The sequence below is a fragment of the Primorskyibacter sedentarius genome (assembly GCF_004342065.1).
Classification (GTDB): domain Bacteria; phylum Pseudomonadota; class Alphaproteobacteria; order Rhodobacterales; family Rhodobacteraceae; genus Primorskyibacter; species Primorskyibacter sedentarius.
Genome location: NZ_SLZU01000015.1, coordinates 86,263 through 99,747, shown reverse-complemented (window position 1 = coordinate 99,747; position 13,485 = coordinate 86,263). Strand labels below are relative to the sequence as shown.

General features: G+C 56.4%; 11 protein-coding genes and 2 pseudogenes. 8 read left to right on the top strand and 5 right to left on the bottom strand.

Annotation, left to right across the window (positions count from 1 at the left end; all coding sequences use genetic code 11):
- A partial coding sequence (locus EDD52_RS23865) for a hypothetical protein (RefSeq protein ID WP_207906048.1) occupies window positions 1–222 on the top strand: 222 nt, incomplete at its 5' end.
- 387 nt (window positions 223–609) lie between these two features.
- On the opposite strand, the pseudogene EDD52_RS17590 reads toward EDD52_RS23865, so the two are convergent.
- Window positions 610–918: pseudogene (locus EDD52_RS17590) on the bottom strand (transposase); the annotation flags it as partial.
- 355 nt (window positions 919–1,273) lie between these two features.
- Here EDD52_RS17590 and EDD52_RS17585 point away from each other — a divergent pair.
- Both EDD52_RS17585 and EDD52_RS17580 read left to right on the top strand, forming a co-directional pair.
- The gene (locus tag EDD52_RS17585; protein WP_132247396.1) at window positions 1,274–3,256 is read left to right on the top strand and encodes a hypothetical protein; all 1,983 of its coding nucleotides are present in this window, start codon (window positions 1,274–1,276) and stop codon (window positions 3,254–3,256) included.
- A 3-nt stretch (window positions 3,257–3,259) separates the two neighbouring features.
- Window positions 3,260–4,318: a substrate-binding periplasmic protein gene (locus EDD52_RS17580; RefSeq protein WP_132247394.1), complete on the top strand. Its 1,059-nt coding sequence runs from the start codon at window positions 3,260–3,262 to the stop codon at window positions 4,316–4,318.
- A gap of 331 nt (window positions 4,319–4,649) precedes the next feature.
- Here EDD52_RS17580 and EDD52_RS17575 read toward each other — a convergent pair whose 3' ends face one another.
- Window positions 4,650–6,785: a C1 family peptidase gene (locus EDD52_RS17575; RefSeq protein ID WP_132247392.1), complete on the bottom strand. Its 2,136-nt coding sequence runs from the start codon at window positions 6,783–6,785 to the stop codon at window positions 4,650–4,652.
- 6 nt (window positions 6,786–6,791) lie between these two features.
- Window positions 6,792–8,762: a DNA/RNA non-specific endonuclease gene (locus EDD52_RS17570; RefSeq protein ID WP_132247390.1), complete on the bottom strand. Its 1,971-nt coding sequence runs from the start codon at window positions 8,760–8,762 to the stop codon at window positions 6,792–6,794.
- A 407-nt stretch (window positions 8,763–9,169) separates the two neighbouring features.
- Between EDD52_RS17570 and EDD52_RS17565 the strand changes: the two are divergent.
- Window positions 9,170–10,134, top strand: a pseudogene (locus tag EDD52_RS17565) (IS481 family transposase); the annotation flags it as partial.
- 263 nt (window positions 10,135–10,397) lie between these two features.
- Here EDD52_RS17565 and cas2e read toward each other — a convergent pair.
- Entirely contained in the window at window positions 10,398–10,679 is a 282-nt protein-coding gene (cas2e, locus tag EDD52_RS17560) for a type I-E CRISPR-associated endoribonuclease Cas2e (RefSeq protein ID WP_243651995.1), read from the bottom strand.
- A gap of 11 nt (window positions 10,680–10,690) precedes the next feature.
- Entirely contained in the window at window positions 10,691–10,996 is a 306-nt protein-coding gene (locus EDD52_RS24065; protein WP_243651994.1) for a CRISPR-associated endonuclease Cas1, read from the bottom strand.
- Window positions 10,997–11,539: 543 nt separating this feature from the next.
- On the opposite strand from EDD52_RS24065, the gene EDD52_RS17550 reads away from it, so the two are divergent.
- From EDD52_RS17550 to EDD52_RS17535, 4 genes are read left to right on the top strand one after another with little or no spacing between them, the layout of a single operon-like run.
- Window positions 11,540–11,953 (top strand): hypothetical protein, encoded by a 414-nt coding sequence (locus tag EDD52_RS17550; RefSeq protein ID WP_132247386.1) that lies wholly within the window; start codon window positions 11,540–11,542, stop codon window positions 11,951–11,953.
- Entirely contained in the window at window positions 11,950–12,333 is a 384-nt protein-coding gene (locus tag EDD52_RS17545) for a relaxase/mobilization nuclease domain-containing protein (RefSeq protein WP_132247384.1), read from the top strand. Before EDD52_RS17550 ends, EDD52_RS17545 begins: the two co-directional genes overlap by 4 nt.
- A gap of 57 nt (window positions 12,334–12,390) precedes the next feature.
- On the top strand, window positions 12,391–13,218 hold the full coding sequence (locus EDD52_RS17540; RefSeq protein ID WP_132247382.1) for a hypothetical protein: 828 nt from the start codon (window positions 12,391–12,393) through the stop codon (window positions 13,216–13,218).
- Window positions 13,219–13,272: 54 nt separating this feature from the next.
- Window positions 13,273–13,485 (top strand): hypothetical protein, encoded by a 213-nt coding sequence (locus EDD52_RS17535; protein WP_132247380.1) that lies wholly within the window; start codon window positions 13,273–13,275, stop codon window positions 13,483–13,485.

Sequence of the window (13,485 nt, the reverse complement as noted above, 5' to 3'; positions counted from 1 at the left end):
GACAAGGTCATTTATGCGGGCCATGCTTTTGAAATGTTGAACACGGATGTCGCGAGGCGCATCGAGAGCATGACTGCCGAAGCAGGTTACAACAACCCGAGCACACTTACGCGCCTCATTCTGTCATGCGCGTCCGGCATTCAAAAAAATGCACGCACCCGGACTGACATTGCCCACGACCTCAAAACCGTTGTGCATGCCCTTTTGATCACGTGGAAATAGCATTCACCGTCCGCCAGTATCGACGTCTCCACCGCATAAAAACGACCGAATAATTTGCGAAAACTTCCATTGGTCGGTGAGCGCAGCATCGGTCACCTTGGGGTCACTGCCGACCTTGGATGCGGTGCGGCATTCCTCAAAGGCTCCATTACCTTCCCGTTGGAGACGGCTCCCTGCCGCCTCGCGGCACTGCAACGTCGTGACCACCGGTCTGGGCAGTTGCCGTCGTCGTCGCAGGTGACCGCAGGCAGCCCTTTCGCGACGTTCATGCGAAGCTCAGCTCCAGCTATGCTGCAGGCGCGAGATTCGTGGGCCATTTCCTCGGAAGCCGCCGTTCCGAAGGCGGTGGTGTTTCTGGCCGATGCTACGGTCGGCACCAGGGACCGGGAAGCGCAGGTTGTCGTCCAGTTGCTCCATCAGCTGCCGCTCTGAGCGGATCGAGAACAGCATTTGCAGAAGGCTGGCGCGCCTTTCGGCAGACTGCCTTGCAATCGCCTATCGGTGACAGATCAGTCGCCCCGGCGCGATGGAGGGGCGACCGAAATCGGTGTAAAGCACCTCGAAAACGGTATCGAGACTTGCCAGCGCGTCGTTGACGATCCGACGGATCAAACGCAGGGGATGACGAGCCGGAACCCGCTCCTCAAGATCAACATAGCTGAACAGCGATCTGCTCGCCTCCTCCGTTCCGCGCATCGCCACCTCCCGCCGCCGCCGTCGCAACAAAGGTGAACCATCTTCTCCAAACCGGCTCTTGCAGCGCCTTATAACACTCACCACAATGGCAAGTTGCGATGCCGTTGGGAGGGGCATCCACGCTATCATCAGAGCCACTGACTGCCACTCTCTTATAAGTTGCATTTAGCAGTTAATTACGCTATGTTGATAATCGTCTTCGTATTAAGGAGGATCGTTATGAAATTGATTGCCATAATTTTGATTTCTTTAATTGGTGCATCGAACACTAACATTGCTCTGGCTCAGGCAACCTGTAACCCTGCCATACAATCCTGTCGGTAATCGATCACTATAAATATGGTAAAACGGCAAAATGTCCGATGGTTTAGCACTCTTTATCGGGGCGGCCATTATCGCGTTTTTCTCCTACGACCGCTTTGATCGGGAGACCCATCAGGGCGGTCGGCAGCTTGAACGCGTGGTAAGCCTGCTCTCACCCAACAAAATGCGCGCGCAGCGCGTCGTTCTGCGCGCCTATATTTTCTATGCGCTCGCGCTGCTCGTCATCTACCTTTTCATGTGTGCGTATGCCGAACTGCTGCCGTATTTCGGTGGCCCCGATTTCGGTGGCGAGGCAATCGGTGCGCGCGAGATTCCGATCGTCGGGGCAGATAATGCGTCCCAAGTAACGACGGGGTTCAACCCAGCGGAGGCGCCCGGTAGCCAACAATTGTCGAATGAGGCAAGCCCCAAGGAAGAGAATAAGCGTCTGGGTGTCGATTCGACGGTCTCTCTTACCGTGGCCCTGATCATTGTGGGTCTCGCACCAAGCTTTCCAGCCCTGCAGCGGGTCGAGGGCTGGATTCGCCTGACATCGCACCGTTTAGCTGGGATTCCAACCTGGGTTATTGGTGCCAGCGAAGACCTCAGTCGCAATACGCTGGGCATTGTATCATCCGACACCAATGCGATCCCAGACAACCAACTGCTCATACCTAGAGGGTTCTGGGAACGGATGCTTCAATATCAGATTGGCGCCAGAGGCAAACTTACGGCACCGGATGAATTTCGCCACGATCTAGAAATAATTTTCGCCACTGCGACGTGGATACTGAACCGCAAACTAAAACTCGCCAATCTGGAAGCGCAGCGGGCCTTCGATCCGCTCGCGGAAAGCTTACGCCAGCGCACGGCTTCGTTGATTCAGCAACTCGACGAGAAATCAGACTTCCGCCCCGGCCACTCCACGCCACCTTCGGTAGCGAGCGACCCAAAGCCTGAAGAAAAAGCCGACGTAGAACAAAAGGGCAATGACATCCCCATTGAATTGCAACGAGAGAGCTGGGAACGGCTGGCCGAAGAAACGGCCGATCTGGCCAATGACCTGCATATACTTTTGGCGCTCTACGTGGAGCACGAAATCATTACGGCTGAACAAGACAACCCCACGACGAATGCTGGGCCGAAGGACATCACGCGGCAGCGCATTCTTGCCCGCAAGAAGCTTCAAAAATTTCTTGGATCGATGCTTGAGGACCGACGCGTACCCGGTCGGCTTCCCCTTTCGACCATGACGATCTGGTTCTGGACCATCGCCGTCGTCCTGAGCTTGGCACTTCTCTGGAGCATGGGGCCTGGCCGCCTGGAAACCGCTCTCCAGCTTTACGGCAACTCTGGAAATTTCTATTCCCGCGCTATCACTTATACTCTTGGGGCATCCAACCAGTATTGCATTCCAATTCTCGTGGCGCTGATGATCCGCGATGGTGCGCGCCAGGCGGACCGTTGGAACAATATCTGCGACTCGCATTGGACGAGGGGTTTGCCTCAGGCGATTTTCGTCATCGGCTTTTCTTGGACGGTCGCCGCATTGATCATCGTGGGACTGGGTTTGTGGCAATCCGCGCTCACCTTAAGTTGGGAGGCCAACAGAGAGGTTGCTTGGACAGCATTGCGTGCCATTTTCGAATATAATGCTCCGTCCGCCTTTCGCGGTGCCGTCTTGGCTTGGCTTGTACTGTATCTTCTTGATTGGCCCACCCCAAATGACAATGAAGAGTCCGTATCGAGCCTTCGCTGGGCTGTTTGGGCAGCGATCATCATGGCCCTGTGTGGCGCGTTAACGCGCTTTGCAATGTCGCAGGCAGCGCTTGCCCACAATACGCGAACTTCGCTCGACGATATTGATCGCGGGCTCATCGCATATGCCGCGATTTATGCGGGTCTCATTGGCTTCGCCGTGATGTTCTGCCTATCGGAAGCGATCAGAAGTGCCCGGGTCGGCAATCCCGCACGCTCTTCAACTGGCCGACGGTCCAAGGCATCAGCGGATGCGGCACCACAGAATGGAGAGTAGCCAATGCCTCTGCGATTCCTCATATGTTCGATCATGCTGGCATCGGCACCTGTCGTCCTTGCACAGTCAATTGGATCAACTGAGGGACCAACGATCACCATCGGCGCGCGGGTCGATGCCCGTCCGTTCATTTGGAGAGATAAGGATACCGGGGGGTATCTCGGATTTCTCTGGGATATATGTACCGACGCAGTCACCCGAGCGGGCTATAAGTTCGAGGCGAAAAAAGTAAATGCCGACGCGCGTAAGAAGTTTCTGGAAACCGGGGACGGCGCTTTTGATCTGCTCTGCGATCCGACTACCATCACGCTGAGCCGGATGAAAGAGTTCATTGCACTGGATGCCGAGCCAAGCCTGCGGTTTTCGCCCATAGTCTTTGTGGCAAACGGGTCTTACGTCAAGACTACCCACCCCGCCCGGTCAGCGATGGGATTTGGCCAATTCGGCGGAAAGATAGCTAACTGTGCCGATGCTATCGCGGCAGAAGAGAAACTACTGAAGCCAAAAAACGATGAAAAACAAAGTTTCTTTAAATCCGTGTCGAGCAAGATTCCCATTCAGATGTTTCCCGACAAACCTCTTCCGGCCCCTGAGAAAAAGTATGAGATCTGGGGATTTGTCGAGGGCTCAACCAGCGAGGCTGCCGTCAGAAGAGGCGTTAAAAATTCGACGGCTGACCTGAAAATCTGTCCCAAACCACTGAAAACTCATGCGGAAGCGGCAAAGGATTTCTGCGCCGGACGGATTGCCCTCTATTACGGTGACGTTGAGATCGTTCGGGCCGCGATCGAAGACGTTGCTGCCGTCAGCGGTGTCGAATGTAAGGCCGATTTCAAACCGACGGCGCAGGGCAGTTACGAACCCTATGCCTTCGTCGTGTCGAGCAGAAACTTCCGGAGGCTGCCTGACGAATTCGATCACGCACTGTACGGGATGTTCAGCGATGGTACTGTTGACCGGCTCTTTGTCGGACATTTCTCAGAGAAAACGAAATCGCAGTTCTTGAACACATTGTTCCGCATCAATCGACTGCCCGCGGGAACTCCACGGTTGCAACCGTGAACTGCTCTGCCCTGCTCTGCCCCCGGAAAAATCCAGCTTCCGGCGGTCCAAGGTTGGGGAGCAGAGCAAACAAAACCCGGATTCTCTCAAAGGTTGGAGGAGAGATGCGTCTCAGGTCAACAATATTATAGCATGAAAGCTCATTGTCCTTTAACGATCCAAGCGGCTCTATCATTCGGCACGCAATCTTGAGCCTTATCGGCTTCTGAGATGACCCCGTTTCGAGGTAAGAATTGCACGCTGTTCACATGCCAAATGACAAACGGACCGAAAGATAAAACACCGCAGAGCTCTTGGCGCCATTCTTTTCTCGGTCGGGACGGGCGTCATCTTACCAGATCTGTCGACTTGATGGCAGGCGACGCGATGCAAGAAGGTTTGCCGATGAAGATGGGGCCTTTCCGAAAGGGTCGCACCAATCCTGCAGCAAACTGTCCTGATCGGGATAGGCGTTTGCGAAACTCATTGTCGGTTCCCGACCAAGGATACGTGTCAGAAGCGTGTCCAGTACGACGGGTCTGAGGTCAAAATCACGGTGCATCGCGTCCTTCGCATGTGTCTTGATACCGAGCGATTCCATCTCGGGTTGGTCTCTATCACCAAGTGCTACGAGAGGGTCGGCATCATACATCTCCTCAAATTGCGGATCGCCGGGTGACAGACGCTCACCTGTTTGTGCTTCGCGCTGGCAGGCAATAGCCAGAACCTGTGACCAGAGTTGTGGCCAGTTTCCAGCGTACCCGTGCATGGGGCGGTCGCAAAGGACTGCCGCCTGATCTTGCCAGTATATGTCCAAGTGTTCGATTGCAGTTTCGTCGCATTTCGCCTTGCGGTTCAGCGGCAGGTCGCGCGGGTGCACGAGACGGTCGCAAAAGCTTTCGAGAACAACCCGCGCCGAGATCATCGGGGAAAGAAGACTGACCGACGACAGTATGGGCCGGTGCTTCAGGAGATTGAACCGTTTGATCAATGTAGCCAGGAGCCGACATCCGAATCCGTGAGCAGAAAAGTGAAAGGAAACGTCGCCAGCAACATACCGCGCGTTCAACGCATCAAAGAGACTGTTGAGAACTTCGACGCCCTCGGCAGGCTGGTCCAGATCCTTCCCATAGAAGACCGCCATCGAGCTTCGTTGGATTTCTTCGACAATGCGCAAGGCAGCGCCAGAAATGCGTGCTTCAATTCTGCGGTCCTTTTCGCTGCTTTCAGTCTCGCCAACGATACGGTTTGCGAAGGAAACCTCGGCTTCGACCATGTCATGCACCGCTGAGGACAGATCGTTTTCGACCGTCACAAAGAATGGGTAGATGCCGTTCTTTTTGAAGACGGGGATGGCGTCCCGCAATGCCGACATCGTAGCGGTTTCGTGGCGCTGCAGCCCCATGAAATGAATCAGGACATGCTTGTAATCAGGGCTGTTCTGGATCAGCCGTGCGGTCTCTTCCAAAGTTGCCTGATCAACGTGATAGGGCCCGTATCGGTCAAGCCTTCCGCGTGAGAGTGATGCGACATGCCCCAGAACGTCGAACCTGGTCGCCGGTGTTATCGTGCGTTGCCCGAATTCTTCATAGCTGGCGCGGCCCAGACGAAACCGGCTGTTCGCCGCTGTTTGCGGGTTTCCTGTTTCCGAGGAGCCTATCACTGGCACGGCCAACCGTAGTACCCACTGATCAATGACATTCACGGACCAATCTTCGTAAGTCCAAAGGGAAACGCCGTTATCTCCCCATTCGGTTCCCCAGGAATTCTGGACGAGAAACCCGTGCTGGGTGTAGCCAATCAAAATGAATGCATGCAGCATGTCTTTCCCGGCGGACTCGTTATTGAAGAGTATCTTCCCGCCATCCGTTGCCCATCCCTCGTGAACAACGGCCGAAGCAAGCACGAGGCCCGCTTCGTTCAACGCGGCATGTACGTCCGACAGATGCGCTCGTACGCGGTAGTACGCCCCTAACTGAACCCGTCGCGCACTTTTGAGGATGGCCCTTGTCATGTGCCACTCATCATCCGCCAGTTCTTTGGCGGCCTGCCGACTACAGGCACCGTTAAAATAGAAGCCTTTCAAGGCGCCGCGGATTGAAGAACCTTTGTAATTCTCACCGGGAAATTCGTCGTGAAAACGGGCAATGTTGTAGAGCATTTTTTCCGATGCCCAAGGCTTCCGGAATTCGGCGGCGAGGCTGGAACCGCTAGGCGCGTTGACCATCCGGTCGCGTGCACGAAGATGGTCTACAATTCCTGCCAGCGCTTGTGCCGTACAGTTCGAAGTCGTTCCCTGGTCCCGAATGCGTCCGTCCGCCCACCAATCTGCGCTCTCGCGGGCGTCGATACCGCTGGCAAGACCTGAAAGCGTGGGTCTATAAATGAAATCGCGTACGTCGCCGACGTCGGCGCGCGCATCAAGCTTCCTCTCCATGCCAAAAGACAAGCTTGCCGAAGACCCGTTTCCATTCAAGGATCTCAGCATCGCGTCTTAATCCGTGACGATATCTTCAAGCGAAAGGAGCCGCTTGACATGATCTGAGCGATCCACTGAAAAACCTTCCGCCAATTCCAATCGTCCGCGGTGTTCGGATCGCATTTCGGAGGTCACGGCGAAGGTATCAGAATCGCGCAGGGATCCAAAGTCATGCCCTGTCAGCCGTTCCAATTCTTCAATCGTAACTTGGTATTCCTCGAAACCCTGTCCAAAAACCAACTCCAGATCTTGCGGTTTGACCAAATGGCCCTGGTACAGAATGAAGGCTTGCGCCTGCAGCACCCGGCGGTTCACCCGCCCACGCCGTACCCGCCCGATCGAGGCGACGACTTTCCAGAATCCCATCGGCACATGGATTCCGGTAGGTTGATGTACCGGGTCGTCATCGTCGAACAGGCAACCGACAAATACCGAAATCCGAGCATCTGCATCATCGGTTGTGTTGAGAATATGCTCTTCCAGCTGGAGCCAGATTTTCTGGTTCAGGTCTTTATGCTGCGGACCGATATTTGGAAAAAACATCGAGTCTCGGTTTGCCTGCTCGGCTTCGGCTTTGGTTCCCCAACAGGGGTCCAGCCGACGGATAAGGTGCCCGCGGTCCAGCGGATTGGCACGATAGAGATCTTCTCCCGACTGATGATCACGATCTAATCGGGGATCCAGTCGGAACGATCTTTGGCGCCGAGGGCGCCGCAATTCGTCGCCGTCGATGTTGGCAGCGGCATAGAAGGCAAGCTGACGTTCGCCATTCATGACGACCGAGAAGTGAGTGTATTTCAGCTCGGCCTCTCCGGACTCTGTTCGGGCGAGTTTGCGCTCCTGCATACAATTCAGTTCGGGCAAAGGAACGCGCAGCGAACCGGATCCGAGAAAATCAGGCTGATAGCCTTCGCGGTCGGACAAATCCCCGGCTGCTTCCGATGACCGTCCACCACTGTCCCCCGAGTTTCTCCGGCTGTTTTTACCAGCACTGCTGGTCAAGAAACTGACTGAGCGGCGGGAAAGAATATTGGCCACCGCGCCGATCCGAACCGCATAATTCTGCGAAAGGGCGCTGCCGGCATAGTGAAGACCAATCGCGCATCCGGTTTCGACATCGATGACGACAGAACCCGAGTTGCCGCCCAACGTCGTGCAATTATGTGTGAACACTGTCGAAGAAAATTCCGGATCCATGACCTCGCCAGGCGCAAAGCGTTTCACGTTGTAAATGTCGTTGAAATAGCGGTCCATCGCGTCGACCGGGTTGTCGCGCACGGCTTTGGCCGGATATCCGATAACGCCAATCACGTCCGGAGCCCGATCGCCAAGCTGAAGCGAGACCGGTTCCGCCATATCGCGCAGGGCGGCACCATCCACGCGTATGATTGCAACATCCGGCAAACCCGCATCCTCGATATGCAGGATCGAGGACACCAGCAGTTCCATTTGTTCACCAGACCCGTGCTCTTCGCGCAGATCCACAAAGGCGGTAATACCGCGAAGCACATCCCAGCCACCGCCCCGCGCAGCCGCAAAAATCTCTGCAACGTGACGGTTCGTGACAAAGCAATCCTCATTCACGCGCCAGGCAGTGCCGACCCACTTGTAATTGGGATGATTCACGAGATCGACGCGCCCCACATTGTTGATCACCCGGTCAATCATGTTACGCCTTGGGTTCAGAACGTCTTTCCAATGTTGCAGTTTGGGCTGTTCGAAAGTCCCGTTCTGAACAAGCAGAGATGGAAAGCCCGTGCGCATCACAATTGCCTCAGTATAGCTTGGCGCACCAAGATTGGTCCGGCCTTCGCGCAGGCGATCGACGGCCTGACCGAAGTTTGAAGGGCCTGCCCGCTCGCCGCCAACCGTCTCCAAGCCTTCGGGGCTTGCAAATGCAGCTTCGGATAAGATCCGGGATCCGTTGGTTAGTAGGTTTTCGACAACACGGGTGCATTCAAGCTGAGATTGAAAAACAGTTTTCATGACATAATCCCTGGGCTTCAAATTGGTTTGCAAAACAATAGATTATCGGGAGCTAAATTCTCCACCTCTTTACTATAACACGAATGAAGGTGTTTACCGAATCCGCAATTATGTAGCTGAATTCAGGGGCTTCGACCTTGGTCGCGTGAATAGGCGTTTTTTCAGAATCAGCTTCCGGATCGCAAGGTAAACTCTGCAATCAATTTCGCGCAGAGAAATAGATGACCAATCAAGTAATTGCGGCGAGCTACGCCAAGCGTTACCTCGAGTACCTCGGCAGGATGGTAATTCCACAAAAGAACAGGTTTAACCTAGGTGTTCCATCCCGGATGATCACATTTCCCCTCGGCGATCTGCGCTCTTCATGGCAAGATCAGTCCTGAGGGACGTTCGAGACGGGGGCGACCATGCTGATCCACCTTCACAAGCAAGCGACGACCACGCCAAAGGTTCGGGCCGCCATTCAGGCCAGCGATGACGCCGGGACGGTTCTCGCAGACCGCTTCGGGGTGACACCGCAGACGATCTACAAATGGCGTCAGCGCGACAGTGTCGAGGATCGCAGTCACACGCCGCACCGGCTGCAGACCACGCTGACGCCAGCCCAGGAGGCTGTCGCGGTGGCCTTGCGCACGACGCTGCTGGTCTCGCTCGACGGCCTGCTGGCGGTGGTCAGGGAATTCCTGAACCCGAAGGCTTCGCGCTCCGGGCTGGATCGCTGCCTGCGTCGGCATGGCGTGGGAAACCTGCGCGATCTCAAGGCCAAGGCACCGAAGCCGAAGCACAGCGCGTTCAAGGCATACGAGCCCGGCTACATCCACATCGATGTGAAATACCTACCGCAATGGCCGATGAGGGTTCCCGCCGCTATCTCTTCGTCGCCATTGATCGGGCGACGCGGTGGGTGTTCATCCGTGTTTTCAAGGCCAAGACGGCGGACAACGCCCGGCGTTTCCTACGTGACCTGGAGCGCGCGTGTCCGTTGCGCATCCGCACAATTTTGACCGACAACGGCAATGAATTCACCGACCGCCTCTTCGGCCTGCGCAAGCGCGCCGCGACCGGCGGGCATGAGTTCGACACGCTGTGCGCAGCCCTCGACATCGAGCATCGGTTGACGCCGCCAAAGTCACCCCAGACCAACGGCATGGTCGAACGCTTCAATGGCCGCATCGAAGAAGTGCTGCAAAGCCACCACTTCCGATCAGGCGAAGAATTGGAGACGACGCTGCACAGGTATGTCTGGCTCTACAACCAACAACTCCCGCAATCAGCCTTGGGCAGCAAGACGCCCTTGCAGGCGATGAAGGACTGGCACAAACTCAAGCCAGAGCTGTTCAAGAAGCAGCCATACTACCTGCCGGGATGTGACAGCTACCTCAACGGCGCGTTGTGGGCATGGGAAACAAATTGGTTGATCGCTGAAGCCCCCTAAGGGCGCAAGAGTGGAGTTCCGTCTCTACGACCATCCAACTTACCTAACAAAAGAGAAAAAAACTGCACTCGAACCCTCCCTCGCCAGCAGATGGCAGGCCGAAATCAGGGGCTATCCCCGCGCGTGCGGGGGAACCTCTGGCAGGTAAATATTTGATGTTATTAGATTGTCAAAGAGCGTTCGGGAGACTTATTCTGCTTTTACTTTCGCTTTACGAGCAATATGCCGTCAGCGTCCACAATTTCTTTCGGTGGCTCGCCCAATGTTTCGATGTTAAATTCCCCGACTGCGGTGGGATTGCGCCAGATCAGGGTCAAAGAGCCGTTTCCAAGCGCCGGCCACCAGTCGTTCATCACTGCCCAAGTGCGTTCGCGCACGCCTTGGGTCATGTTAGGCGCGACATAGACGCCTGCCGAAACTTCGAGCATGATCGAGGTCAGGAAACCACGGTAGCGTGCCTCTACATTGCGGGTGACGATCATGGTCGACGGCACTAGTCGCGGCCCTCGATTATCGCCTTAATCCGCTCGATCATCTCGGGGATCACTTTTTCTTTGGCCAGTGCTGTGCCTGTCAGGCGGCGGGTCATTCGTTCGACATTGTCGGCGGGGCGTTCCGTCACATGCTTTGCGGCCCGGAAGGCGCAGGGAATGGTGATACTGTCACGGTAAAGATCGGCCACATCATGTGCGAAGGACTGGCCGGGATCTTCATGGATGAATCCCAATTGCGGAATGGTGGCCCTGGCGCATACGGCAATGGCTGCAGCAGCCTCGACCGCACTGGCTGCATGGTTCAAGGCCTGATTAGGAAGATCGGCAACCAACGGGTCGGCGCGGCTGTAGCGTCGGCCTTACCATTTGATGCCTATACGGTCTGCCGATAGAGCGTAGGTCTGTTTCATTCGGGCGCCTTCAATCCCGCGCAGAACATTCAAATTGCGATGGGGAAGAACCTCACCCAAACGCAGAGCGTACATGCGGCGCGCAGTCATTACGCGCAAATCATCATCCGCCCAAATCCGTGCCTGCAGCCGTGCCAAACCGGAGCGGTCGGGAATGATGGGCGGCGCAGTATACATTCGTACGCCGTTTTCGCCCACGGCAGCCAACGCGGTGCGCGCGTGAGCCAGAAGACGAAGTGCGTCATGGCTGACGGTCGAGCCTGGTCCCAACAGGATAATCGAGACACCTTGCAGGGGTATGGCATATTCGCCCTGAGCAAGGGCATCGGCGTCGGTAGGGGCGCCTAGAGGGAGAAAGTTTGAACTCTCTCTTCGACACCCTTCAAGAGTGGGAAACCCATCTCGCACAACATGATCTAAGTGATCTGCGGTGCGACAATGTCAAAATCGCGCCATAACCATAATAACATAGCCAAAGGGGCAGAAAAGAAGCGGGAAGCGCCGTTCTCGCTGCGCCTGACCTTTGACGAGCGCGCCAAACTGGAAGCGGCGGCGGCGGGCGAGCCCTTGGGCGCGTATATCAAGTCGGTGCTTTTCGCGGGAGAATTGCCGAAGGTTCGGCGGCGCGGCGGTGCTCCGGTCAAGGATCATCAAGTGCTGGGGCGGGTTCTGGCCGCGCTGGGACAATCTCGCTTGTCCAGCAACCTCAACCAGCTTGCGCGCGCTGTGAACACCGGCACGCTGCCCGTCCATCCCGAGATTGAAGATGAACTTCGCGAGGCCTGCGCCGACATCGCCAAGCTGCGCGCCAAGCTGATCGATGCCCTTGGGCTCGATGGAGGTGCGCGATGATCCTTAAGGGCAACGAGCGCAGCAAAGGTAAGGAACTGGCGAAGCATCTGATGAACGCCCACGACAACGAACATGTCGAGCTGCATGATCTTCGGGGCTTTGCCGCCGATGATCTGGCGGGCGCCATGCAGGAAAGCGAGGCCATTGCCCGTGGCACGCGCTGCAAGAAACACCTGTTCTCACTCAGCCTCAACCCGCCCGAGCATGAAGATGTGGCGGTGGAGGACTTCGAGGCCGCGATTGCGCGGATTGAAAACAGGCTTGGCCTGGAAGGCCAGCCACGCGCCATCGTCTTCCACGAAAAGGAAGGCCGCAGGCACGCCCACGCTGTATGGAGCCGGATCGACGGTGAGGAAATGAAGGCCATCAACCTACCCTAGTACAAAACCCGCCTGAATGAAATCGCGCGGGAGCTTTATCTTGAGCATGGCTGGAAGATGCCCGATGGTTTCCGTGATCGTGCTGCGCGCGATCCGCTCGCCTTCACGCTGCAAGAATGGCAGCAGTCCAAACGCACCAAACAAGACCCCAAGCACACTCAATCTCTAATCCGCGAATGTTGGGGGGCTTCCGACACCCGCGAAGCCTTCGAAGCGGCATTGCGTGACAAGGGATATTGGCTCGCTCGCGGCGACAAGCGCGGCTTTGTTGCCGTGGATTGGCGCGGCGAGACCTACTCGCTGAGCCGGATGAGCGGAGCCAAGACCAAAGACCTGAAAGCCCGCCTTGGTGATCCGAAAGACCTACTGTCCGTCGATGAGACGAAGGCGCACATCAGCGAACGCCTTACGCCCAAGCTCAAGGATTGGGTGAAGGAGGAAGAAGCCAAGGCGCACAAGGCGGGTCTGGCGGCGCAGTTTCAGCGTCAACAGATGGTGCAGCGCCAGCGCCGCGCCCGTGAGCAACTCAAAACCCGGCAAGAACAGCGCTGGCTGGCCGAAGAGAAGGCCCGCGCAGCCCGCACGCCCAAGGGAATGCGGGGCCTATGGGGCTGGGTGACGGGCAAGAATCGCAAGATCAGACAAGACAACGAAGCCGCTATGGCGCGCGCCCATCAGCGTGATGGCGCCGAGAAACAAGACACAATCACCAAGCAACTCGCCGAACGTCGCAGCTTGCAGTGCGAGGTCAAGCTGGCGCGCGAGAAACAACAAAACAAGACTCAGGCATTAAACCGCGATGTTGCCCAAGCCATGGCGCTTGGCCGCGTGCCCGAGACCGTGCGCACCGAAAAACCGGCGCGCGGTCGCACGCGCGATGCCTAGCGCAGCAGAGATCGCGGCAATGATTTTTCCCCCAACTAACGAAAGGAGACCACCATGAGACATACACTCATGCTCAATTTAGATGACCGGCACGCAAAACAACTGGACGATCTCAGCCGCCACTTCCGGTTGGCTGCGGAAGATACGGTGCGCTTTGCCATCCGGTTGGCACACGCCCGCTACAAGCAAAAGGCCGACGTGCTGATCCCCGAGCTCAAGCCACGCGCTGCACGCCGCACCGATCCAGACGAGTTCGAGCCGCGCTAA

Excerpts from the sequence above, each read along its gene's own strand:
- EDD52_RS17585 (WP_132247396.1), top strand. The coding sequence starts at position 1,274 with ATGTCCGATGGTTTAGCACTCTTTATCGGGGCGGCCATTATCGCGTTT.
- EDD52_RS17580 (WP_132247394.1), top strand. The coding sequence starts at position 3,260 with ATGCCTCTGCGATTCCTCATATGTTCGATCATGCTGGCATCGGCACCT.
- EDD52_RS17575 (WP_132247392.1), bottom strand. The coding sequence starts at position 6,785 with ATGCTGAGATCCTTGAATGGAAACGGGTCTTCGGCAAGCTTGTCTTTT.
- EDD52_RS17570 (WP_132247390.1), bottom strand. The coding sequence starts at position 8,762 with ATGAAAACTGTTTTTCAATCTCAGCTTGAATGCACCCGTGTTGTCGAA.
- cas2e (WP_243651995.1), bottom strand. The coding sequence starts at position 10,679 with ATGATCGTCACCCGCAATGTAGAGGCACGCTACCGTGGTTTCCTGACC.
- EDD52_RS17550 (WP_132247386.1), top strand. The coding sequence starts at position 11,540 with ATGTCAAAATCGCGCCATAACCATAATAACATAGCCAAAGGGGCAGAA.
- EDD52_RS17545 (WP_132247384.1), top strand. The coding sequence starts at position 11,950 with ATGATCCTTAAGGGCAACGAGCGCAGCAAAGGTAAGGAACTGGCGAAG.
- EDD52_RS17540 (WP_132247382.1), top strand. The coding sequence starts at position 12,391 with ATGCCCGATGGTTTCCGTGATCGTGCTGCGCGCGATCCGCTCGCCTTC.
- EDD52_RS17535 (WP_132247380.1), top strand. The coding sequence starts at position 13,273 with ATGAGACATACACTCATGCTCAATTTAGATGACCGGCACGCAAAACAA.